Source organism: Kushneria pakistanensis (genome assembly GCF_014652795.1).
GTDB classification, from domain to species: Bacteria; Pseudomonadota; Gammaproteobacteria; order Pseudomonadales; family Halomonadaceae; genus Kushneria; species Kushneria pakistanensis.
In genome coordinates, this window is record NZ_BMZM01000004.1 from 196,275 (window position 1) to 220,135 (window position 23,861).

Genomic DNA, 23,861 nt, shown 5'->3' on the forward strand with positions numbered 1-23,861 from the left:
CACATGACGGATCATCCTTCATCCCATGATAAAAACGATCAGGGCGTGGATCTTGGCGCCCTGCGTGATCGTATCGATACGCTGGACCAGGAGATTCTTGGTCTGATCAGCGAGCGTGCTTCCTGCGCCCAGCAGGTCGCGCATGTGAAGCTTGCCGAAGACCCCGAGGCGCTGTTTTATCGCCCAGAGCGTGAAGCTCAGGTGCTCAAGCGCATCATGGCTCTCAATGAAGGGCCGTTGCCGGGTGAGGAGATGGCGCGCCTTTTCCGCGAGATCATGTCAGCCTGTCTGGCGCTGGAAAAGCCGGTACGTGCGGCCTATCTCGGTCCGGAAGGGACCTTCACCCAGCAGGCTGCGCTCAAGCACTTTGGCGATAGCGCGGTCTGTACGCCGCTGCCCGCCATTGATGAGGTCTTTCGCGAAGTCGAGGCGGGCGCTGCCAACTATGGTGTGGTTCCGGTCGAAAACTCGACGGAAGGCGTGGTCAACCATACGCTTGACTCCTTCATGGATACGTCGCTGCGTATCTGCGGCGAAGTCGTGCTGCGCATCCATCACCATCTGCTGGTTGGCAGCAATACTCGAAGGGACAAGGTGTCGCGCATCTATTCCCATTCGCAGTCGCTGGCGCAGTGTCGCAAGTGGCTGGATGCGCACTACCCGCATGCCGAGCGTGTGGCCGTATCGTCCAATGCCGAAGCAGCCCGTCGGGTCAAGAGCGAGTGGCACACCGCCGCGATTGCCGGTGATATGGCTGCACGGCTTTACGGTCTTGAGCACCTCGAAGAAAAGATCGAGGACATGCCGGATAACTCAACGCGCTTTTTGATCATTGGCAATCATGATGTACCGCCCAGTGGTGAAGACAAGACGTCACTGGTGGCTTCGATGCGCAACCAGCCCGGCGCTCTGCATGATCTGCTGGAGCCTTTCCATCGTCATCATGTCGACATGACGCGTCTGGAAAGCCGGCCCTCGCGTCACGGTCTCTGGAACTATGTCTTCTTCATTGACTTCAAGGGTCATCAGGAGGAGCCGCGGGTTCAGGCTGCACTGGAAGAAGTGCGACTGCGTGCCGCTGATGTCCGGGTGCTGGGGTCCTATCCGGTGGGTGTGCTTTGAGCGAGCAGGACATTTCGAATACACCGTCCGTGTTGTCAGATGAGTCCGGCATTCTGGTGATTGGTCTGGGACTGATCGGCGGTTCACTACTGGCGGCGCTGCGCGATGCCGGCTATGCGGGGCGCCGCTATGGCGTCGATCTCAACCCTCATGAGGTGACGCTGGGTCGGCGTATGGGGCTGATCGATGATGGTGGTTCGGATCTGGCGGCATTTTTACCCCATGTCTCGCTGGTGGTGCTGGCCGTGCCGGTTATGGCCATCGCACCGGTCATGGCGCAGCTAAGCCAGTTGCGCCGTCATGGGCAGGTCATGACCGATGTCGGCAGCACCAAATCGGCCATTCGCGATCAGATTCGGTCGGCTCTGGGTCGGGTGCCGAGCTGGCTGGTGCTGGGTCATCCCATTGCCGGTGCGGAAAAAAGTGGCGTCGAGGCGGCCAACCCGACGCTTTATCAACATCATCGCGTCATTCTTACACCCGAAACTGATACCGACCCGCAGGCACTACAGCGGGTTGAAAGCCTGTGGTACACCTGTGGCGCGCATATCGAGTGCCTGACGGTTGAGCGTCACGATGAGGTGCTGGCACGTACCAGCCATCTGCCGCATCTGCTGGCCTTTTCGCTGGTCGATACGCTGGCACGTCAGGATGATCGGCTGGATATCTTTCGCTACGCCGCTGGCGGCTTTCGTGATTTTACCCGCATTGCCGGCAGTGACCCGGTCATGTGGCGGGATATCTATCTGGCCAATCGGGACGCCGTCCTTGAGGCGCTTTCAGAGTTCGAAGCCGGGGTCAGCGAGCTTCGTACTGCCGTGGCGGGTGGTGACGGGGATGCCATGCTGGGCATCTTTTCTCGCGCCAGCCACGCGCGACATTATTTCGACAGATTACTCAGCCAGAAGAGCTATCAGGTCATGGAAACCAGAAACGTTGTGTACCGCGCAAGCGCTGGCGGACAGGTCAGGGGCAACATCCGCGTGCCCGGCGACAAATCGATGTCGCATCGCTCCATCATGCTGGGCGCGCTGGCCGAGGGTGTGACCACCGTAGAGGGATTTCTCGAAGGTGAGGATAGTCTGGCCACACTGCAGGCCTTTCGTGAAATGGGCGTGGCGATCGAAGGCCCTCAGGCTGGCCGCGTGGTCATTCATGGCGTCGGTCTTCACGGACTCAAACAGCCGAAGGGACCACTTTATCTGGGCAATTCCGGTACCAGCATGCGCCTGTTTGCAGGTTTGATGGCTGGCCAGAACTTTGACGTTACCCTGACAGGGGACGCCTCACTCAATCGTCGTCCGATGGGACGGGTGGCCGACCCGCTTCGCCTGATGGGCGCCGTCATTGATACCGGTGAAGGTGGCCGGCCGCCGTTGAGCGTGCGCGGCGGGCAAAAGCTTGCCGGGATTGATTATGACCTTCCCATGGCCAGTGCACAGGTCAAGTCGTGCCTGCTGCTGGCCGGCATGTATGCCGAAGGGGACACCCGGGTGCGCGAGCCTGCACCGACACGGGATCATACCGAGCGCATGCTGACCGCCTTTGGTTATCCGGTAAACCGTACCGAGGACGTCGCTCATATTCAGGGTGGCGGTGGCCTCAAGGGCGGCTTCGTTGATGTGCCGGCAGATATCTCTTCTGCGGCCTTCTTCCTGGTCGCTGCGTCCATTACGCCCGGCGCAAACCTGACCCTGCAGCATGTCGGTATTAACCCGACACGGATTGGCGTGATCAACATTCTTCGCGAAATGGGCGCTGATATCGAGCTGCTCAATGAGCGGGAAGTCAGCGGTGAGCCGGTCGCCGATCTGCGCGTGCGTCACGCCGAGCTGCACGGGATTGATATCCCGGTAGATCAGGTGCCGCTGGCCATTGATGAGTTTCCGGTACTCTTTATTGCAGCTGCCAATGCGCGCGGTACCACACGTCTGCGCGATGCGCTCGAACTGCGCGTCAAGGAGTCCGACCGCATCAAGGCCATGGCCGATGGGCTGGAGGTGCTGGGTGTGATCAACACCGTGGTAGAAGACGGTATCGACATCGTGGGTGGTCGCTACCAGGGTGGCGAGGTTGAAAGTCTCGGCGATCATCGTATTGCCATGGCCTTTGCGGTCGCTGCGCTGCGCGCCGAGGGTGATATCACCATTCGTGACTGTGCCAACGTGGCAACATCATTTCCCAACTTTCCTGCGCTGGCCGGCGAGGTGGGTATGCAGATCGAGGTTGTTTCGGAGGGCGCATGAGTCAGCAGACAGATACACCGGTAATCGCCATTGACGGGCCGGGTGGGGCAGGCAAGGGCACCATCAGCCGGCTGGTCGCACAGGACCTGGGCTGGCATCTGCTGGACTCGGGTGCGCTGTATCGTCTGACGGCGCTGGCCGCCATGCGTCGTGATATCGCCATGACCGATGAGGCGGCGCTTGAATCAGTGGCGCGCGAGCTGGATGTCACCTTCATCAGCGAGGGTGAGCATACGCGCATCATGCTGGAAGGCGAGGATGTCAGCGCTGACATTCGCAATGAGCATGTGGGCGGTTGTGCCTCTCGGGTAGCGGCCATTGGCAGTGTGCGTGAGGCGCTGCTGGCACGTCAGCGTGAGTTCGCCAAAATGCCGGGGCTGGTAGCCGATGGCCGGGACATGGGCACCGTGGTATTTCCTGATGCGCCGCTCAAGATATTTCTGACCGCCAGTGCCGAGGAACGAGCAAGAAGACGACATGATCAGTTGCGAGAGGCCGGGCAACATGCTAGCCTTTCGAGCCTTTTAAAGGAGATAGAGGCTCGGGACGCGCGTGACATGCAGAGAACGGTAGCGCCATTAAGGCCTGCCGAGGATGCCGTCACCATTGACACGACCGAGCTTTCGATCCCGGATGTCGTGGCACACATTGAAGCACTTCTCTCCCTGCGTGGTTTGAAAAGCCCGCAATGAGCGCCTGAATTTCCGGAGGCCCCGGCAAGACGTCATGGGGTGGCAGCGGTCAACATCTGTAAACCCTGCCACGTCTAACCAGCGTTAACGTCCCCGGGGAGTTTGTCATTGGCCCGCGCTTGTTGGTGGCGTGGAGAATGCAACCGTCCTGGTTGCTTTTTGTTGATCACTATAGGAATACCATGAGCGAAAGCTTTGCAGAACTGTTTGAACAGTCTCTTCAGGACATCAACATGGAACCCGGTGCCATTGTCATGGCTACCGTGGTGGACATTGAAGGTGACTGGATCACTGTTAACGCCGGACTGAAATCCGAAGGGCAGATCCCTGCGGCACAGTTTCGTAGCGATAACGGTGAACTGACCATCAGTGTCGGCGATGAAGTCAAGGTTGCGCTGGAAGCCGTTGAAGACGGTTTCGGTGAGACGCGCCTGTCTCGCGAAAAGGCCAAGCGTGCCGAAGCCTGGAAGGAACTGGAAGCAGCCTTCGAGGAAAACGAAGTCGTCAAGGGCGTGATCAACGGAAAGGTCAAGGGCGGTTTCACCGTCGATGTCAATTCCATCCGTGCCTTCCTCCCGGGCTCGCTCGTCGATGTCCGTCCGGTTCGCGACACTGCGCACCTGGAGAACAAGGAACTCGACTTCAAGGTCATCAAGCTTGATGCGAAGCGCAACAACGTTGTTGTTTCCCGTCGCGCCGTGCTTGAAGCCGAAAACAGTGCCGAGCGTGAAGCGCTGCTCGCGACACTGCAGGAAGGCCAGCAGATCAACGGTATCGTCAAGAACCTGACTGACTACGGCGCCTTCGTTGATCTGGGCGGCGTTGATGGCCTGCTCCACATCACTGACATGGCCTGGAAGCGTATCAAGCATCCGAGCGAAATCGTGGCCGTGGGCGACGAGATCAATGTCAAGGTGCTGAAGTTTGACCGTGAGCGCAACCGCGTATCGCTGGGTCTGAAGCAGCTGGGCGAAGATCCGTGGGTCAACATCAAGAACCGTTACCCCGAAGGCACCAAGGTCAACGCTCGCGTGACCAACCTGACCGACTACGGCTGCTTTGCCGAGCTGGAAGAAGGTGTTGAAGGTCTGGTTCACGTTTCTGAAATGGACTGGACCAACAAGAACATTCATCCCTCCAAGGTTGTTCAGGTCGGTGATGATGTTGAAGTCATGGTGCTGGATATCGACGAAGAACGTCGTCGTATCTCGCTGGGCATCAAGCAGTGCACCTCCAATCCGTGGGAAGACTTCAGCTCGCGCTTTGCCAAGGGCGATCGTGTCTCCGGTACCATCAAGTCCATCACTGACTTTGGTATCTTCATCGGTCTGGACGGCAGCATCGACGGTCTGGTGCACCTCTCCGACATCTCCTGGAACGAAACCGGTGAAGAAGCTGTTCGCCGCTATCGCAAGGGTGAAGAAGCAGAGGCTGTCATCCTGTCGATCGATCCGGAACGTGAGCGCATCTCGCTGGGTATCAAGCAGCTTGAAAGCGATCCGATGTCCGAGTACCTGGCTGTCAATGACAAGGGCGCCCTCGTGTCCGGCCGTGTCACTGAAGTTGATGCCCGTGAAGCCTATGTAGAACTGGCCACTGACGTTATCGCCGTACTCAAGGCTTCCGAGATCAGCGCTGATCGCGTTGAAGACGCCCGTACCGTGATCAACGAAGGCGATAGCGTCGAAGCACGTATCGTGGGCGTTGACCGCAAGAATCGCGTCATCAACCTGTCCATCCGCGCCAAGGATCAGGACGAAACACGTCAGAACATGCGCAACATGCGTGAGCAGGAGGCCGATACTTCCGGCCCGACCACTATCGGTGACCTGATCAAGCAGCAGATGAATCAGGACTGATAGCACGCTGCTGGCCATCCATGGATGGCCGCTGATGTGTGTTCAGACACATGAATGACATTGTCGCCAGCAGGGCACATTCTGCTGGCGGCAACGTTGAAATCACGGATTTAATCGCCCCTGGTTACCCAGGGAGACGGAGGTAGCATGCAGGTCGTCAGCTCACTCAAGTCAGCCAAGACTCGCCACAAGGATTGTCAGGTCGTCAAGCGCCGCGGTCGCGTTTACGTTATCTGCAAGACCAACCCGCGTTTCAAGGCTGTTCAGGGCCGTCCGAAGCCCAAGCGTTAATGCCACAGGCATGATCGAATACCCCCGGGTATCGACGCAAAAGGACCCCAATGGTGCATTGGGGTCCTTTTTTATGTTTGATGGATATGCTCAGCCATCATGAGCATCCATTAAAAGGCCCATCCTTTGGATGGGCCTTTTCGCTTTCATGCAGCGTTCGTGCAAACCATCAACGCTGATCGTCGCGATTTTCGATGGTCTTGCGATAGTTGTCGATAAAGGGCTTTTCTGCCTTGTCGATACGATCCATGCCGGCCACGACCCGATGCCAGTACGGATACTGGGGCGCTGGACGCGTGGCTGCTTCAATACGATCGATATCTTCCTGATCCAGTGTCATCTCAGCGGCTGCCAGATCATCCTTGAGATGATCTTCATTGCGTGCGCCGATAATCAGGGAAGTCACGCCCGGGCGGTCCTTGAGCCATGCCAGGCAGGTGCGAGGAATCGAAGCATCATGCTTTTCGCCGATCTCGGCCAGAAGCTCGATGATGTCGTAGGCGCGCTCCATGTCATGGATATAGGGCTCCGGCCAGCCATTACCCTGACGCGTACCTTCCGGCGCCTTCTGACCGCGACGCAGCTTGCCGTTGAAGACACCTTCTCCCAGTGGACCCCAGACCAGAGTGCCCACGTTCTGATCGATGGCAAGCGGCATCAATTCGTATTCCGCTTCTCGTGCTTCAGGCGTGTAGTAAATCTGCTGGCTGATCGGCTGCACAAGATTGTGCAGCTCGGCCTTGCCGATGGTTTTCATCATCTGCCAACCAGTAAAGTTGGACGTACCGTAGTAACGGATCTTGCCGCTTTGTACCAGATGATCCAGCGCGTAAAGCATCTCTTCGACGGGGGTCACCCCATCCCAGTTATGCATCTGATATAGGTCGATATGATCCGTACCCAACCGCTTGAGGCTTGCCTCGCAGGCATTGATCAGATGATAGCGCGAGAAACCGCTGTGATTGGGATTGTTGCCCATCGGGCTTCTTGCCTTGCTGGCAAGAATGATCTCGTTGCGCTTGTCGCCAAGAGCGCGGCCTACCAGCTCTTCGGCCTCACCCATGGAGTAGAGATCTGCCGTGTCGATCAGGTTGACGCCGGCATCGATGGCGATGTCGAACTGACGCCGTGCGCCTTCAACATCGACACTGGCTGCCTTTTCAAAGCCACCGCCGCCGCCAAAGGGAACGGTGCCCAGAACGATTTCGGATACCAGCAGGCCGGAGTTGCCAAGCGGACGATATTGCATGGTGAAAGCTTCCCTGTTTTCTAAACAAGATCATCAGGTGATTGATCAGGCTATAAGCCTGGCAGATCAGATTGGCGCGACAAGCCTGGAATGATTAACCCAGGAGAAACCCTTGAGATAAAGGCGCGCCGCTGGAGAAAGCTGGCAGTTGCGCCTGGCGGGCGTCTGGAGGCTGTCTCATTATCTGCTGCGGCGCTCGCGTAGCTCGTCAAGCACCAGCGCAAAAAAGCCCCGAATCTCCTGAAGTTTAGGCCTTGCCTCATGGATGAGGATATCCATTGATTCGAGTTCGCGCGCCTGGGCCTCTCTTGAAGCAAGCTCGGCTCTGATTTCTTCTATTAAATCAGCAGATTCATTCAACATGGCCCTGAGCTCGGCCGTTGACATGGTCTCAATGCGATGTTCGATACTCATGGCATCATCCTGTCACAGCAGTAATGGCGATTAGCGTCGCAGGCAGCGCAATGAAAGCGCCCAGCACCCAGGCGGCCGCCAGTGTTTTTCGTTCAGCAGCCAATTGGCCCAGCCGCTGGGCGCCCTTTACAGGCAGCTGCCGTAAAAATGGCAGACTGCCAATAATGAGCATGGCAAAAAGATTGAAAAACAGATGCACCAGCGCAATTTCCAGCGCCAATATGGCATTTGCACCGCTAATCGCTGTGGCAGCCAGCAGCGCGGTGAAGGTGGTGCCTATATTGCTGCCTATCGTAAAGGGGTAGATCTGCTTCAGGGTAAAGGTTCCCGAGCCCGCCAGTGGCACCATCAGGCTGGTGGTGGTCGATGATGATTGCACCAGAAGGGTGACAAGCGCACCCGATGTCACGCCAGTGATTGGCCCGCGCCCTATGGCGTTGTTCATGATGCGTCTGGCACGTCCGACCATCAGCCCCTTCAGGAGTTTGCCGATATAGCGGATGGCCAGAAAGATCGCCGCTATGCCAAGCGCGATCATTACGATGCCGCCCAGCACGGTCGGCAGCGTTGATGCCAAGCGCTCCACTGAATCAGTGACGGGGTCTGTCGCCAGACCGATCAGGTTCGCGTTATCGATGGACAGGTCGGCATCGCCGTAAAACACCACGGCTGCCAGCTCGGCCAGGCGTTCCAGGGGGCTAAAGAGTATCTCCAGTGGGAGGAGAATAACGACCGCCAGGAAGTTGAAAAAGTCGTGCACGGTAGCCGCAGCAAACGCGCGACGAAATTCGTCCTTGTTGCGTACGTGTCCAAGACTTACCAGCGTATTGGTCATCGTGGTGCCGATATTGGCGCCCATGACCATGGGCACTGCGATCGACACCGGCAAGCCTCCTGCCACCATGGCAACGATAATGGAAGTCACCGTCGAGGAAGACTGAATCAGTGAGGTGGCAATAATGCCTACCATCAATCCTACAAAGGGATTGGTGGCAAAGGTGAAAAGCTGTTCTGCATGATCGCCCGTGGCCGTACTAAAGCCGTCGCCGATCACCGATACCGCACAAATGAGGCAATAAATCAGCAGAACAAGTGTTAGCCACCGCCTTGAGCGTCCGCCTTGCTGAATATTTTCGTCATCATGATCAGTGGCCTGGTCGGCCATGCCCTTGGTCGCTTCGGTCATTATCTTTCCCTCGCCAGGAAGTCAGGTATCCTCGTATTTCGATTCAGCCTGATCAGCATGACCGACAACCGATGACAGTGGCGTGACGCGCCGGGGTTTTAAACACCTGACCGGCTGACCACTGAATAGCGGTTAGCCGATGAACACCACGGATCATCGCCCGTATCGAGCGGTACAAACGATTTTTGGATAGCTATCGAATCAACCGCCGACGGGCAGGCAGAAACAACAAGGCGAAAGTGTTCCGGGAGGGATCGCCAGCCCGGGCATTCAGGCCGGCGATCGTCAGGCAGGCATTGTCAGGGGTTAAAGATCTTCTTCGGTCACATCATCAGGGGCCAGTCTTAACCCGCCTGCCGGCAGCGGGTGGCTATCAAGCCTTGGGCCATCCTGGGTCAGTTTGAGGCGCCCCTGCATGAACCAGCGCACTGTCATCGGGTAGATCACATGTTCTCGCGTGAGTACCCGTTCTGCCAGCGCTGCTTCATCATCGTCAGGCGTCACACTGACGGCAGCCTGTACCACGACAGGCCCGCCATCGAGTTCGTCGGTGACGAAATGAACGCTGGCACCATGCTCCTGCACGCCATCGGCAAGGGCGCGCGCATGCGTGTTCAGGCCGCGATAGTCCGGCAGCAGCGAGGGGTGAATGTTGAGCATGCGCCCGTGATAGCGTTGTACAAACGCAGGCGTCAGGATGCGCATGAAGCCGGCCAGCACGATCAGATCTGGCGCATGTCGATCGATGACCTTGACCAGCGCTGCATCGAAGGCTTCACGGGATTCATACTCGTGATGGGGCAGCACCACGGCCGGAATTCCGGCTTCACGCGCGCGCACCAGCCCGTAGGCATCCCCGCGATTGGAAATGACGGCGGCAATTTCGCCGCCCAGCTCATCATGGGCTTCAGCATCGATCAACGCCTGCAGATTGCTGCCGCTTCCCGAGATCAGTACGACCAGCCGCTGGCGATCCGGCTGTTCGAACTGGCTTTCCTGCTCGGCTGTTTCAGTGTCGGACATGAGAGTACCTGTTCAATTACTGGCGAGCGTTTTCAAGCACAACGCCTGGCTGGGCGTCGTCCGATTGGCTGACATGCCCCAGTCGATACACGGTTTCGCCCATGCTCTCCAGAAAGGTCTCGGCCTGCTCGGCCTGTGTTGCAGGCACCACCACGACCATGCCGATGCCGCAGTTGAGCACGCGATGCATTTCGGTCTCATCGATGTTGCCTTCACGCTGCAGCCAGTCAAAGACCGCCGGACGCGGCCAGGCCTGCGCATCAATATGAACGCTGGTGTGCTCCGGCAGCACGCGAGGAATGTTCTCGAGCAGCCCGCCACCGGTGATATGGGAAAGCGCATGCACAGCGATATCGCTGTCATGCAGCATGGCCAGCAGCGACTTGACGTAAATGCGGGTCGGCGCCATCAGTGCGTCGCGCAGGGTCTGGCCATCATCAAGGTGAGTGTCAGGCGTAGCGTCGCTGCGCTCGAGCACGCGACGAATCAGCGAATAGCCATTGGAGTGCGGTCCGCTGGAGGCCAGACCCAGCACAACATCGCCTTCGCCGACCCGGGAACCGTCGAGGATTTTCGACTTTTCAACGACGCCGACACAAAACCCGGCCAGATCGTAATCGCTGCCCTCATACATGCCCGGCATCTCGGCCGTTTCGCCGCCGACCAGCGCACATCCAGCCTGACGACATCCCTCACCAATACCTGTCACCACGTCTGCGGCCATCTCGACGTCCAGTTTGCCGGTGGCGTAGTAGTCGAGAAAGAACAGGGGCTCGGCACCTGCTACCACCAGGTCGTTGACGCACATGGCGACCAGATCGATACCGATGGTGTCATGACGGCCCAGATCCATGGCCAGCTTGAGCTTGGTGCCTACGCCATCGGTGCCGGAGACCAGTACCGGCTCATGGTAGCCGCTGGGCAGCTGACAGAGCGCGCCAAAACCGCCAAGCCCGCCCATCACTTCCGGCCGCGTTGTGCTTTTGGCGACATGCTTGATGCGTTCGACCAGCGCATTACCGGCGTCGATATCAACACCGGCATCCTTGTAGGAGAGGGATTCACGAGACGAAGGCTCGGTCATGTTGGGGTCCTGTCACTGAAAATGAGACGGGGTTCCGGCCGGGGCCAGAGCGATAATCAAGAAGGCCGGCATTGTACCATTGGCCATGAGCGATCGCATCGCAACGCCCGCGCCTGATTGCCCGGTTATGGATAGGCTGCCCCGAATCATCGGGTTCATGATAATGTGGCCGTCATTCCCCTTGTTTTGAGCATGGACGCCGTAATGAGTCCGGATACCCTACAGCTTCCGCTAGGTGTTGGTGCGCGCGATGACGCCACGTTTGCCAGTTTCTGGCCCGGTGCCAATGCAGGCCTTGTTACCCATCTGCGTCATCAGCTTGACGAGGGCGGCGAGCAGTTTATCTATCTCTGGGGACCTTCCGGCAGCGGACGCAGCCATCTGCTTCAGGCCGCCTGTCTTGAAGCGAGCGACCGCGGCGCCCGAGCGCTTTATCTGCCACTCGATGATCTGGGGCACTTTCCGCCGCACATGCTGGAAGATCTTGAAGCGCTGGATCTGATCGCCATTGATGACCTTGAACGTGTCATCGGGCGAAAGCGCTGGGAAGAGGCGCTTTTTCACTGTTTCAACCGCTTGAGAGATGCCAACTGCCGGCTGGTGATCTCCGCGCAGGCGGCACCCCGGGCACTGCCTGTAATCCTGCCGGATCTGGCCTCACGGCTGGGGTGGGGCATGACCTTCCATCTGCAGCCACTGAGTGACCAGGATCGCATGGAAGTATTGCGTCTGCGAGCACATCAGCGTGGTATGCAGCTCCCCGATGAAGTTGCCCGCTATATGCTGCATCGTGGTCCGCGCCGGCTGGGCGATATGCTGGCACTGTTGACGCGCCTGGATAGCGCCTCTCTTTCAGCGCAGCGCAGATTGACCATTCCCTTTGTCAAGCAGGCCCTCGACTGGTAAATGATCAATCCCGGCGAACATCAGGAAAACTGGCAGGTCTGGTGAAGCAATCTATACTTCAGGACAAGACTTCTGGTTTCCTGTTCACCGCCCACTTCCCCGGGCGGTTTTTTATTGCCTGAGATCTGCCTGCTGCCAGAAAGCGTGATGGGATATTCAGCCTCGAGACACAAAAAAACCGGCGCCCTGAGGCGCCGGTTTTTTGATACCTGTCGTACTGATCGGTAATTAACGACGTGTGATCAGCGCGCCCAGTACAAACCCAACGGTAGCTGCTACAGCCAGTGCGCCTACCGGCTGCTTGACCGTGAACTCACGAGCACTGTCGACGACTTCGCCATACTGCGACTGTACCTGACCTGCGGCACTGCGCAGCTTGCCTTCGGTACGGTGCTCATTGTCATCGGTAAAGTCACCATAGGCTTCCTGCGCCTTGCCTACTGCGTTTTTGGTTTCGCCTTCGATCTGATTCTTGAACATGGTGTCCTGACTCCGATGGGTGAATAAATCCTTGTACTTTCTTAAATCTATCTCATGTTAGCGGTTACGCCAGGATTATCTTCATTTCGGCACAACAAAACTGTCACATGACGACAGGGTAATCAGGGCGACTCCCGACGTCCTGGGTTAAACCGCAGTATCACGGCGCCAGCAGATAGCCGCTGCGCCGGCTGTCATGCCCGGCGAGGTCCGCCACGATCATGCCGGCCGTCGCCATGCGCCGCTGACTTCTGGCATAGATCATGCCGTCCTGCGTGGCGCGCACGTCATGTACCACATCATGGATGGGATCGATGACCTCGGCAATGAGCTGGCCGCTGACCACCTGCTCACCGGGCCGGGCATGAAACACCAGTAGTCCACCTTCGGGAGCGACGAGAAATTCCATGGCCGCCAGCGGCGTGGGCGGGAAGGGGAGGGCCGGCAGTGCCGGCGCCTCACCCTGGACAAGACCGAGCTGCATCATCCAGTGAATGATGGCGCTGCTGTCGTGATCGGCCAGGTCATGATCAACATCATCCTGCCCGCGCAGCTCCAGCGTAATGGACTGCGTGCCGTAACCGATCGGAAAGCGCTCGCCCAGGCGCTCACGCAACTGTTCCCAGACCAGCGTGAAGCACTCATCAAAGGACTGGCCGCCCGAATCGGTAGCCAGCATGCTGGCCCGAGAGCCGAAATAACGCGCCAGCGGCTCGAACGTCGGCCAGGCCGCCGGCGTGGTGTAAAGATGTTCGACGGCGTTGAAGTCACAGTGCAGGTCCAGCACGTAGTCAGCCTGGCAGGCCAGGCGTTGCAGGGTCAGCTGCAGGGACTCAAGTGCGTTGGCCGGTGTCCTGTCTTCGAGCGCTGTCAGAAAGCGCGTCCGAATGATGTCGATGTTGTCGGTTTCGCTATCACCCAGCGCTGTCTCGAGTCCCTCGGCAATGGCGGCGGTCATGTCCGCGTAGTGGCGATTGAAGTTCTTCAGGGTTTCCAGCTCATAGCGCCCCAGCGGAACATCCATCAGCTGCTGGGTCAGCCCGATCGGGTTGGCAATCGGCACGATACACACGCGCGCATTCAGAAGACCGGCCGCTTCAAGCTCGGCCAGGCGCTGTTTGAGCTTGAAGGCCACCAGCATGCCCGGCAGCTCATCGGCATGCAGCGAGCTCTGGATATAGACACTGCGCTCGCTGTCCGGCGGGCCGTAATGAAAGCTATGCAGTTGAGAGACCGTGCCGGGCACAGCCGACATCAGCTCATGAATACGATGTTCCACGAAATTTTCCCGGGCCTTTTGTTCATGAGGATGGCGCCAGGCGCCACCCGGTGCAGAGGATGGATGCCGCGACAACGGCGTGCTTATGGCTGAGCGCTGTCCGGCTCGTTGTCCGATTGAATGGACAGGTCATAGTCAAAATACTGGTGCATCAGCTTGTCGACGGTACCATCGGCGTAAACCTCGCGAATGGCCTCGTTGAATTTCTCTGCCAGTGCCTTGTCACGCGTGCGAAAGGCCATGGCGGCGCCGCTGCCGAAAATGCGTTTGGGCGTACTGATCTCGGTGCCGATCTGTTTGAAGGGGCTGTCGTCATTGCGAAAGTCGATGCTCTCGATGGCCAGCGGATAGTCTTCAAAGGCCAGATCCAGCCGGCCGGACTCAAGATCGTTTTTAACGTCCTGAGAAGAGCCATAGCGGCGAATGTCGAGCACGTCTGCGTACATTTCGGTGACATAAACGTCGCGAATGGAGCCACGCTGCACGCCGACACTCAACCCCTTGAGGCTGTCGCGGTCGTCGATATCGATGTCGCGATCACGCGATGTGATCCAGATACTGGGCGTGTTGTAGTAGGGAATCGAAAAGAGCACCTGACGCTCGCGCTCCGGGGTGATCGCCATGGACGACAAAATGGCGTCATACTTGCGCGCGATCAGGCCAGGGATAATGCCGTCCCAGGGCTGCTCGACCCAGCTGCACTCCAGCGATGCGCGTTTGCACAGCTCGTTGCCCAGATCAATCTCGAAACCTTCGAGCTGCCCGTTGGGTGCGCGATAAACGAAGGGCTCATAGGGCACGTCGATGGCCAGTCTGACGTTGTCCGGCACGCGGGCCATGGCGCCGCCCGATATCAGCAGCGTGGCAATGCAGGTCGCACTCAATAGTCTTTTCATTGTCGTTTCCCTTGTTCTGAAGCCGGTGCCATTACCGGTTTGATCGCCGAGTGTATACCCGCCGTGACAGGTGGCAAGCGCACGCAGTCACTTCTCTCGCCAGTGGCCTTTGACCGCTGATATCATGGATGCATGAACAGTACCCCTGCCTCTTTAGCGCCTCATGGCGTGCCACTCTTGCGCGTTGCAGATTCCCTGCGCGATCCGCGTTATTACCTGGTCAATTTTGACAATGTGCTGACCTGGGTCAGCGAGCGCTACGATGATCTGCTCGATGATGATGAGCGCGACTTCATCACGCGCTTTCAGGCTCTGCCAGTGCCCTCAAGAGCGCTGCTGGTACGCATGGTGATGCGAAAGGGTGAACATTTCCGCCTCGATCGTCTCATTTATGACGAGATCGGCGATGCTCGGGCGGCACTGGCGCCGCTGGTCGAACAGGGGCTGGTGGATGACAGTCCCTGTCTGACGCTGGATCATCTTTTTGATCTTTTCACTCGTGACGAGCTGGTGGGCATGTTTCGTGACCACCTGCCCCGGCCCCGTGATCGCAAGGCATTGCTGAAAGAGGCGCTGGCGCCGATGTTTGAGCAGGCATTTCAGCCGGATGACTGGCGCACGGCGGCAGGGCAGCCCATCGCGGCGAGCGTTGTTCGTCTGACCGTCATGCCGGTGTGTGAGCGCCTGCGCCTGATGTTTTTTGGCAATCTGCGCCAGCAGTTTTCCGAATTCGTGCTGGCGGATCAGGGCATCTACCGCTTTGAAGTGGTTCCCTTCACCCCTGACTCGCGAGCGTTTCAGTCCCGTGAGGATATCGAGCGCTACTGGCAGATTCATGCGTGTCGGGAGCGCTTCGAGACCGGCGGCGACATGGAGGAAGTGCTGGCGGCGCTGCCCGAATGCATCGGTGACAGTGTCTGGCTGGAGGCGCGCCGGGGCCGGGTGATCTACGCCATTGCTCGCCACTGCGAGCGTCAGGGTGAACTTGTGCGGGCCGCTGAGCTTTACGGACGCAGCGGCCACGGTGAGGCGCGCATTCGCCGTATTCGGGTGCTGGAGCGTCTCGGTGAGCATCAGCAGGCACTGGCCCTGTGTGTCGCGGTGCAAGAGGCACCGACCAGTGAGGCCGAGCGCCAGCAGGCCGCACGTATTCAGCCGCGATTGCATCGCGCGCTGGGCATGGAAAAACCCTCGAGCGTGGCGGACGCACCGGTCAGGCGCTGTGATCTGACCCTGCCCCGAAGTGGCTGTGTGGAGCGCGCCGTGCGCGAGCATCTCGAAACGCCGGAAGCACCGGTGTTCTACGTTGAAAATACCCTGATCAATGCGCTGTTTGGTCTGTTGTGCTGGGAGGCCATCTTTGCACCGCTGCCCGGTGCCTTCTTTCATCCGTTCCAGAGCGGTCCTGCCGATCTGATGCGCCCGGAGTTCTATCCGCAGCGCGAGCAGCACTTTCAGCGCTGTCTGGCCCGGCTGGAAACGGACGCCTGGCGTGACACCATCCAGCAGCGCTACCGGGAAAAGCAGGGCATCCAGTCTCCCTTTGTACACTGGGGCGCGCTCAGTGATGAGCTGCTGACGCTGGCGCTTGAATGTCTGCCACCGACGCATCTGCGCGCCTGGTTCGAGCGGCTGTTGACCGATATCCGCGCCAATCGTGCCGGGATGCCGGATCTCATTCGCTTTTATCCGCATGCCCCGGAAGGCACACCCCGCTATGAGATGATCGAGGTCAAGGGGCCAGGCGATCGACTGCAGGACAACCAGAAGCGCTGGATTGCCTTTTGTGCCTGCCACGACATGCCGGTCACGGTCTGCCATGTGCGCTGGTGTGACGATGAGGATGCACCGTGAGTACTGATCACGCGATCATGGCGCCAGCGGATGCCGAGTCACCACGCTATCGGGTGGCGGTACGCGCGCTGTGCGAGTTTACTGCGCGATCAGGCGATCTGGATCTTCGCTTTACGCCGGCGCCCACCGCGCAGCAGGGTATTGCCGGCCATCAGGTAGTGGCCTCGCGTCGGGGTGAGCATTACGAGCATGAAGTCACGCTCGAAGGCCGTTATGGCGCACTCATCGTGCGGGGGCGGGCCGATGGCTATGACCCGGTGCGCCAGCGGCTGGAGGAGGTCAAGACCCGGCGGGGCGACATTGATGCCATGCCGGATAATCAACGCGCGTTGCACTGGGCGCAGGCGAAGGTCTATGCCGCGCTGATGTGTCGCGAGCGGGAACTCGAGGCCATCGAGGTCGCGCTGGTCTATTTCGATATCGAACAGCAGCGCGAAACCGTGCTCGTCGAGACCATGGATCGCCACACGCTGGAGGCCTTTTTTATCGCCCAGTGTGAGCGTTTCATTGACTGGGCCGAGCAGGAGCTCGCCCATGAAACGGCGCGCGCGCAGGCGCTGGGGCAACTGGCGTTCCCTCACGCTGATTTTCGCCCCGGTCAGCGCGCGCTGGCCGAAAGTGTATTCAAGGCCATCAGTACCCGACGCGATCTGATGCTGCAGGCGCCCACCGGCATCGGCAAGACACTGGGCACGCTGTTTCCTGCACTCAAGGCGATGCCGGGGCAACAGCTGGATCGTCTGTTCTTTCTCACCGCACGCACTACCGGGCGCCGGCTGGCGCTGGAGGCGCTCACCACCCTGGGCATGGCGAATTCCTGTGAAGAGGCTGGCGAGCCGGGGGTTCGCACGCTGGAACTGATCGCGCGCGACAAGGCCTGCGAGCATCCGGAGCTTGCCTGTCACGGCGACAGCTGCCCGCTGGCCAGCGGCTTTTATGATCGGCTCCCCGGGGCCCGTCAGGCGGCGGTGCAGCAGGGCTTTCTGGATCACGACAGCCTTCGCAGCGTTGCACTGGCCCATCGCGTTTGTCCCTATTACCTCGGTCAGGAGATGGCGCACTGGTGTGACGTGGTAATCGGCGACGTCAATTACTGGTTCGATACCAGCGCCATGCTCTACGCCCTGACGCGACAGCACCAGTGGCGGGTCAGCGTGCTCATTGATGAGGCGCACAATCTCGTCGAACGCGGGCGTGCCATGTATGGCGCCGAGTTTGACCAGAACCGTTTTGCCGCGGCCCGGCGTGAGGCCCCGGCTGCGCTCAAGCGGGTGCTGGATCGGCTCTGGCGCCAGTGGAAGGCGCTGCTGCGAGAGCACGACGGCGATTACATCTGCCTTGATGCGCCGCCGCGCAAGCTCTTCAACGCACTGTCGCAGTTCGTCACCAGTGTGGGGGATTTGATGGTCGAGACGCCCATCGCCCTGGAGAGTGCGCTGCTGGAGGCCTGGTTTGACGCCATGCAGATCGTGCGGATTGCCGAGCTTGCCGGTGAATGCGATGCCAGCCATTACCTGTTTGATATTGAGCGCCGCGGACGCAGCGCGACGCTGTCGTTGCGTAACGTGGTGCCGGCACCGCTGCTGGCGGCGCGGTTTGAGGGCGCGCACGCGGCCATTTTGTTTTCCGCCACGCTCTCGCCGGGCCATTACTACCGTGATCAGCTGGGGCTTGGGTCATCGACGCCCTGGCTTGAGATGGCCTCGCCTTTCACTGCCGGGCAGCTCGAGGTGCATCTGGCCGGGCATATCTCGACGCGCTATCGCGATCGCCGCGCCTCCCTTGCGCCCATTGCCGAACTGATGGCACACCAGTTTCACCAGCGCCCCGGCAACTATCTGGCCTTTTTCAGCAGCTTTGACTATCTCGAACAGGTCAGTGAAGCGCTCGCCGAGCACGCCCCCGATGTGCCGCAATGGTCACAGGCAAGACGCATGTCGGAGCCCGAGCGTGATGCCTTTCTGGCACGCTTTACGCCCAAGGGGCAGGGCATCGGCTTTGCGGTGCTGGGCGGCATTTTCGGTGAAGGCATCGATCTGCCCGGTGAGCGGTTGATCGGTGCCTTTGTCGCAACGCTGGGCCTTGCGCAGTTCAATCCGGTCAACGAGCAGATGAAGACTCGCATGGAGGCGCTGTTCGGTGATGGCTACCGCTATGCCTATCTGTATCCGGGTATTACGCGCGTGGTACAGGCCGCCGGTCGCGTGATTCGCTCGCCAGAGGATCAGGGCGTTATCCATCTCATTGATGATCGTTTCCGGCGTGGCGAGATTCAGGCGCTGCTGCCGCGCTGGTGGACGCTACCGCCTGGCGCTCGCCACAATGTTGACATTCGATAGCATGCGTCTTCGTTGAAAAGGGCGATCTCAAGGCCCACTTAAGAGCATTCTGGCTTTTCCTGATTCGCCACGCGCCTGTCCCTGTAAGGTCTTCGGGGCCAACTCACGGGTCGTGCCGGGTCGACTGCGCTACGCTCAACAGCATATTTATTCATGACACATCGCAGGTCGGTCTGCGGTGTCGTCCGGCACTCCGGGATACTCACATGGCACGGTTAAATCATTACAGCAAGGCGGATCACGCCATCGACTGGCAGCTCGATAGCGTGGTGAATGAACTCAGGGGCGCCCGCGAGCAGTGGCGCGCCGATCACGGGCGCACCAATGAGTCGGGCGGGCGCAGCCTGCCGTCACGCGAAATCATCAACGAGGTGGTCGAAGCCGTGATCGGAGCCGTCTTCCCCATGCGGCTGGGCCCCTCCAATCTGCGCCATCACAGTGAAGACTACTTCGTTGGCTATACGCTGGACGCCGCGCTCAATGCGCTGCTCGATCAGGTGCTGCTCGAACTGGATCACACGGCCATGCGTCGCGGTGAGGCGCCGCAGGATCACTCCGATCAGGCCATTGCCATCGTGCGCGATTTCGGCGCCATGCTACCGACCATTCGCCACTGGCTGGATATCGACATCATGGCCGCCTATCGCGGCGACCCGGCAGCGCGCAGTGTTGATGAAGTGCTTTTATGCTACCCGGGCATCACCGCGATCATCTATCACCGCCTGGCGCACCAGCTCTACTCGACCGGGGCACCGCTGCTGGCCCGCATGGTGTCGGAGGCGGCACATTCGGCCACGGGCATCGACATCCATCCCGGCGCCAGCATCGGCTCGGGCTTTTTCATCGATCACGGTACCGGTGTGGTCATTGGTGAAACCGCCATTATCGGCGATCGGGTGCGGATCTATCAGGCGGTTACCCTGGGTGCCAAGCGCTTTCCGGCCGATGAGACCGGCCAGCTGGAGAAGGGCCATGCCCGCCATCCGATCGTGGAAAACGATGTGGTCATCTATGCCGGTGCGACCATTCTGGGACGCGTGACGATCGGTCATGACTCGATTATCGGTGGTAATGTCTGGCTGACCCGAAGCGTTGAGCCGCACAGCAATGTCTCTCAGGCCAGCCTGCAGAAATCGCCCTGCTAGGGCGTCTGTGCAACGCGGCTTGCGGGCGCCAGTGGGAAGCCTCGCCAGGCCTGATCGCGCAATCGATTCGTGGCGTCTACACTGTCGCTTTTCCGGTACGGCCATGAAGACAGGCTATCCTGAGGACGTGACGTCAATTTGATCAGGTGCCGGCCTTGGTTTTGAGACCGATGGCCCTCATATCCGTACTGGCCACGGCAGCAGGACGCAGCGCTGGTGGAACATTTGGTCGCCAGCATGGCTGGCGTCGTAATAACACTTTCTGGAAATGAAGTGAGGTTGGGATATGGATATCGTCAGAATTATTTTTGCCATTTTGCTGCCGCCGGTAGGCGTGTTTCTGCAGGTGGGTCTGGGACTGCAGTTCTGGGTCAATATCCTGCTGACGTTGTTGGGCTATATTCCCGGGATTATCCACGCCATCTGGATTATCGCGCGTCGTTAATGCCTGCTCACCTCCGGGTGAGATACTGATTGTTGAAAGGGAAGGCCCACCGGGCCTTCCCTTTTTTGTGCGTAATCTCAAAAGACGTTAATGCCTGCAGCAGGCAGGAACCGGCGGCATCGTATGTCCTACATATAAAGTTCAATGACACATTGTATAGTGGTAGGTCAGATATGATGTATGACAAATTTAACCCCAGCCATGCCGTTCCCGTTCGTGCGGCTTCTCCTATTCGGCAGGCGGCAAATCTCTGATAACCCGCTGCAACCCCCTGACATGGCTACCTTTCTGCCCAGCGTGATGGGAACAACGCTGCCCGGCGAAATGCTTGATTACTCACCGTTAGGAGAGCATGTCATGTCGATTGGATATTCCCTGAATCCTGTTCATTGTCTGCAGGCTGCTGCCGTTGTCGGCATGCTGGCTGCCATGACGATGCCGGCACAGGCTGATAACTGGCGCGGCTGGAACGTGCATCCGCAGGGTTACCCCAACAGTGAGGCGCTTGACAGCTTCGTCAAGGAGGTCACCGACAAGACCGACGGGCGCGTCAAGGCGAAGATCTTTCACAACGGTGTACTGGGAGATCAGCCCGATGCCATCGAACAGACCCGTAGCGGTGCCCTGAATTTCGCCAACTTCAACATGGGGCCGATGGGGCCGATCGTGCCGGAAACCAACGTGCTGTCGCTGCCGTTTCTGTTCAAGGACATTGACGCCATGCACAAGGTCATGGATGGCGAGATCGGCCAGCGTTTTGCTGACGCGCTGGAAAGGAAAAACCTGATCGCCCTGTCCTGGTTCGATTCGGGCGCACGCAGCGTCTACAACACCAAAAGGGCCATCAATGAGCCCGAGGACATGCAGGGGCTCAAGGTTCGGGTCATGAACAATGACCTCTACGTGGAGATGATCGACGCGCTGGGTGGCAATGCCACGCCCATGGCCTATGGTGAGGTGTATCAGTCGCTCAAGACCGGCGTACTCGATGGCGCTGAAAACAACTTTCCCTCCTTTGAGTCCAGCGGTCATGACGAGATTGCCAAATATTTCTCCGAGACCGAGCACCTGATCCTGCCCGAGTGTCTGTGTATCGCCAAGCGTAGCTGGGACAAGCTGTCCGATCAGGATCAAAGGATCGTGCGTCAGGCAGCACTTGATGCCGCTACCCTGCAGCGCCAGCTCTGGCAGGAAAGCTCGAAGCAGAGTCGCGAGGACGTCATTGCCGCCGGTGTAGAAATCAATGAAGTGGACAAGCCGGCCTTCCAGGCAAAAATGGAGCCGATCTACGCCGCCTTTGTCAAAAAACATCCCGATCTTGAGCCCCTGCTCAACGATATTCGCAACGCACAGTAAAACAACAACAGCGAAGGGCGCGCGTTACTCCCGAAGATGACAGGGGTAATGCGTGCCCGGGAGTCTCCCCACCATGAATCGTTCTACCGACCAGATCGAAGACATACCCCAAAAGCGATCGAGCACAGGCGTTGCAGGACGCATTCTCGATGGACTGGCCCATCTGTGCATCATGATCTCCGGTGCGCTGCTGGTGTTTCTGATCGTCTCGTTTGGCTGGCTGGTCTACGGCCGCTATGTACTCAACAACACGCCGACCTGGGTCGAGCAGTCCGCGCTGCTCATCGTGGTGTATATCACCTGCCTGGGCGCTGCCGCGGGAGTGCGTCACAACACGCACCTGAGCATCGACATGGTGCGTGAGGCGCTGCCGGCAGTGCCGCGGGCCATCATGTGTCATGTCGCCGATCTTTTCGTACTCGTCTTTGGCGTCTTCATGGCATGGCAGGGCACCAATCTGGTGCTGGATAACATGACCCGCGCGATTCCAATGATCGGGCTGTCGGAAAGCTGGCGGGCCGCACCGCTGGCCATCTGCGGGGTGCTGATGGTGCTGTTCGCCGGCGCCAATATCGTTGAGCGCCTTACCCATACCACAAGGGTGTAAACAGCATGGGCCTGATGATCCTGTTTGGTGTTTTCTTTATCGGTCTGGTGGTTGGCGCGCCGGTAGCCTTTGCCGTGGGGCTGGCCGCCGTGGTGACCTTCCTGTATGAGGGGTTGCCACTCTTTGTCGGCTTTCAGCGCATTCTCTCCGGCATCTCGGTGTTTTCACTGCTGGCGATCCCGTTTTTCATCTTTGCCGGCGAGCTGATGCTCCACGGCGGTATCTCCGACCGGCTGGTGCGGCTGGCCTCGGCCGCCGTCGGGCGCGTCCGCGGTGGCCTGGGGCTGGTCAACGTCAGCTCCTCGATGTTGTTCGGCGGGATTTCCGGCTCGGCCGTGGCCGACACTTCAGCACTGGGTTCGATTCTGATTCCGGTCATGAAGGAGAAGGGCTACGACGCCGATTACGCCGTCAACGTGACGGTGACGTCCTCGATTGCTGGCGTCGTCATTCCTCCCAGCCACAACATGATTCTCTACGCCGTCGCGGCGGGCGGCGGTATTTCGGTGACCCAGCTGTTCATCGCCGGCGTGGTGCCGGGCATCCTGATGTGCGTGGCGCTGGCCGTGGCCGCCTACGTGGTGGCGGTCAAGCGGGGCTATCCGGCCGAGACCTTCCCGGGCTGGCGCGCCCTGTTGATCAGTCTGGTGGCCGCGCTACCAGGGCTGATGACAGCGATCATCATTGTCGGCGGGGTACTCTCGGGCATTCTGACCGTGACTGAATCGGGCGCCTTTGGTGCCATCTACGCCATCGTGGTGACGGCACTGGTGTATCGCGAGCTGCGCTGGGACAACTTCAAGAAAGCGGTCTATCAATCAGTGCGCACCACCTCGCTGGTCATGATTCTGGTCGGCTGCGCCTCGGCGTTCTCCTATCTGCTGGCGCTCTACAGTGTGCCGGAGCTTTTGACCGATCTGCTGATGGGGATCTCCGATAATCCGCTTGTGATCCTCCTGTTGCTCAACGTGACCCTGTTGGCGCTGGGCATGATCATGGACATGGCGGCGCTGATCCTGATCTGCACGCCGATCTTTCTGCCGATCGCGATGCAGTTCGGCATGGACCCCATCCAGTTTGGCGTCGTCATGATGATCAACCTGGGCATGGGACTTTGCACGCCACCGGTCGGGGCCTGTCTGTTCGTGGGCAGCGTCATCGGCAAGATCAAGATGGAGCACGCCGTGCGCACCATCTGGCCGTTCTATCTGGCGCTCTTTGCCGTGCTGATGCTGGTGACCTACGTCCCCATGGTCTCCATGTGGTTGCCCGGGCTGATCGAATAGCCCCCTGACATCTTGATGACAGTACTTCGACGACAAAAAAGAGGCTTTTCAAAAGCCTCTTTTTTTATGCCGGGTTTATGGCGGGAATTTATGACGAGAACC

Annotated in this window: 21 protein-coding genes; 13 read left to right on the forward strand and 8 right to left on the reverse strand. The window is 59.1% G+C overall.

The genetic code is table 11. The annotated features are described in order from the left end of the window. Nucleotides 1-3 precede the first annotated feature (3 nt). The 5 genes from pheA to ykgO all read left to right on the forward strand — a co-directional run bounded on the left by pheA (nucleotide 4) and on the right by ykgO (nucleotide 6,210). Nucleotides 4-1,122: a prephenate dehydratase gene (gene pheA, locus IE123_RS14445; protein ID WP_189519486.1), complete on the forward strand. Its 1,119-nt coding sequence runs from the start codon at nucleotides 4-6 to the stop codon at nucleotides 1,120-1,122. Further along, a complete protein-coding gene (locus IE123_RS14450; RefSeq protein ID WP_229819783.1) occupies nucleotides 1,119-3,368 on the forward strand; it encodes a bifunctional prephenate dehydrogenase/3-phosphoshikimate 1-carboxyvinyltransferase in 2,250 nt (749 codons plus the stop codon). Before pheA ends, IE123_RS14450 begins: the two co-directional genes overlap by 4 nt. Then, nucleotides 3,365-4,060: a (d)CMP kinase gene (gene cmk, locus IE123_RS14455; RefSeq protein WP_189519487.1), complete on the forward strand. Its 696-nt coding sequence runs from the start codon at nucleotides 3,365-3,367 to the stop codon at nucleotides 4,058-4,060. The genes IE123_RS14450 and cmk overlap by 4 nt, the downstream gene beginning before the upstream one ends. A 182-nt stretch (nucleotides 4,061-4,242) precedes the next feature. Continuing rightward, nucleotides 4,243-5,919 carry a 30S ribosomal protein S1 gene (gene rpsA, locus IE123_RS14460; RefSeq protein ID WP_189519489.1) on the forward strand — a complete coding sequence of 559 codons (1,677 nt, stop codon included), beginning with the start codon at nucleotides 4,243-4,245 and terminating at the stop codon, nucleotides 5,917-5,919. Nucleotides 5,920-6,066: 147 nt separating this feature from the next. Next, the gene (gene ykgO / locus IE123_RS14465) at nucleotides 6,067-6,210 is read left to right on the forward strand and encodes a type B 50S ribosomal protein L36 (protein WP_086623079.1); all 144 of its coding nucleotides are present in this window, start codon (nucleotides 6,067-6,069) and stop codon (nucleotides 6,208-6,210) included. Nucleotides 6,211-6,379: 169 nt separating this feature from the next. On the opposite strand, the gene IE123_RS14470 is transcribed toward ykgO, so the two are convergent. From IE123_RS14470 to purM, 5 genes are all read right to left on the reverse strand, one after another. Then, on the reverse strand, nucleotides 6,380-7,459 hold the full coding sequence (locus IE123_RS14470) for an aldo/keto reductase (protein ID WP_189519491.1): 1,080 nt from the start codon (nucleotides 7,457-7,459) through the stop codon (nucleotides 6,380-6,382). A gap of 180 nt (nucleotides 7,460-7,639) precedes the next feature. Then, nucleotides 7,640-7,873, reverse strand: coding sequence for a hypothetical protein (locus IE123_RS14475; RefSeq protein WP_189519493.1), 234 nt, complete (start codon nucleotides 7,871-7,873; stop codon nucleotides 7,640-7,642). Between the two features lie 4 nt (nucleotides 7,874-7,877). Then, nucleotides 7,878-9,059: a Na/Pi symporter gene (locus IE123_RS14480; RefSeq protein ID WP_229819784.1), complete on the reverse strand. Its 1,182-nt coding sequence runs from the start codon at nucleotides 9,057-9,059 to the stop codon at nucleotides 7,878-7,880. A 306-nt stretch (nucleotides 9,060-9,365) separates the two neighbouring features. Beyond that, complete coding sequence (gene purN, locus IE123_RS14485) at nucleotides 9,366-10,082, reverse strand: phosphoribosylglycinamide formyltransferase (protein WP_189519495.1); 717 nt, start codon at nucleotides 10,080-10,082, stop codon at nucleotides 9,366-9,368. Between the two features lie 16 nt (nucleotides 10,083-10,098). Then, entirely contained in the window at nucleotides 10,099-11,166 is a 1,068-nt protein-coding gene (gene purM, locus IE123_RS14490; protein ID WP_189519497.1) for a phosphoribosylformylglycinamidine cyclo-ligase, read from the reverse strand. Nucleotides 11,167-11,370: 204 nt separating this feature from the next. On the opposite strand from purM, the gene hda reads away from it, so the two are divergent. Continuing rightward, a complete protein-coding gene (hda, locus tag IE123_RS14495) occupies nucleotides 11,371-12,072 on the forward strand; it encodes a DnaA regulatory inactivator Hda (protein WP_189519499.1) in 702 nt (233 codons plus the stop codon). A 228-nt stretch (nucleotides 12,073-12,300) separates the two neighbouring features. Here the strand turns inward: hda and IE123_RS14500 are convergent, their stop codons facing one another. The 3 genes from IE123_RS14500 to IE123_RS14510 form a co-directional block, all read right to left on the reverse strand. Then, entirely contained in the window at nucleotides 12,301-12,552 is a 252-nt protein-coding gene (locus tag IE123_RS14500; RefSeq protein WP_189519501.1) for a CsbD family protein, read from the reverse strand. Between the two features lie 160 nt (nucleotides 12,553-12,712). Then, nucleotides 12,713-13,831, reverse strand: coding sequence for a succinylglutamate desuccinylase/aspartoacylase family protein (locus IE123_RS14505; RefSeq protein ID WP_189519503.1), 1,119 nt, complete (start codon nucleotides 13,829-13,831; stop codon nucleotides 12,713-12,715). Between the two features lie 83 nt (nucleotides 13,832-13,914). Then, entirely contained in the window at nucleotides 13,915-14,727 is an 813-nt protein-coding gene (locus IE123_RS14510) for a transporter substrate-binding domain-containing protein (RefSeq protein WP_189519505.1), read from the reverse strand. 168 nt (nucleotides 14,728-14,895) lie between these two features. On the opposite strand from IE123_RS14510, the gene IE123_RS14515 reads away from it, so the two are divergent. The 7 genes from IE123_RS14515 to IE123_RS14545 all read left to right on the forward strand — a co-directional run bounded on the left by IE123_RS14515 (nucleotide 14,896) and on the right by IE123_RS14545 (nucleotide 23,759). Continuing rightward, on the forward strand, nucleotides 14,896-16,581 hold the full coding sequence (locus tag IE123_RS14515) for a VRR-NUC domain-containing protein (RefSeq protein ID WP_373295810.1): 1,686 nt from the start codon (nucleotides 14,896-14,898) through the stop codon (nucleotides 16,579-16,581). A 17-nt stretch (nucleotides 16,582-16,598) separates the two neighbouring features. After that, nucleotides 16,599-18,920, forward strand: a complete 2,322-nt coding sequence (locus IE123_RS14520) for an ATP-dependent DNA helicase (RefSeq protein ID WP_189519822.1) — start codon at nucleotides 16,599-16,601, stop codon at nucleotides 18,918-18,920. 206 nt (nucleotides 18,921-19,126) lie between these two features. After that, nucleotides 19,127-20,065 (forward strand): serine O-acetyltransferase EpsC, encoded by a 939-nt coding sequence (gene epsC / locus IE123_RS14525; protein WP_189519509.1) that lies wholly within the window; start codon nucleotides 19,127-19,129, stop codon nucleotides 20,063-20,065. 286 nt (nucleotides 20,066-20,351) lie between these two features. Beyond that, complete coding sequence (locus IE123_RS14530; RefSeq protein WP_108843789.1) at nucleotides 20,352-20,510, forward strand: YqaE/Pmp3 family membrane protein; 159 nt, start codon at nucleotides 20,352-20,354, stop codon at nucleotides 20,508-20,510. A gap of 357 nt (nucleotides 20,511-20,867) precedes the next feature. After that, nucleotides 20,868-21,866: a TRAP transporter substrate-binding protein gene (locus IE123_RS14535; protein ID WP_189519511.1), complete on the forward strand. Its 999-nt coding sequence runs from the start codon at nucleotides 20,868-20,870 to the stop codon at nucleotides 21,864-21,866. A gap of 73 nt (nucleotides 21,867-21,939) precedes the next feature. After that, nucleotides 21,940-22,473 carry a TRAP transporter small permease gene (locus tag IE123_RS14540; RefSeq protein WP_189519513.1) on the forward strand — a complete coding sequence of 178 codons (534 nt, stop codon included), beginning with the start codon at nucleotides 21,940-21,942 and terminating at the stop codon, nucleotides 22,471-22,473. A 5-nt stretch (nucleotides 22,474-22,478) separates the two neighbouring features. Continuing rightward, nucleotides 22,479-23,759 (forward strand): TRAP transporter large permease, encoded by a 1,281-nt coding sequence (locus IE123_RS14545; protein ID WP_189519516.1) that lies wholly within the window; start codon nucleotides 22,479-22,481, stop codon nucleotides 23,757-23,759. The last annotated feature ends 102 nt before the right edge of the window (nucleotides 23,760-23,861 follow it).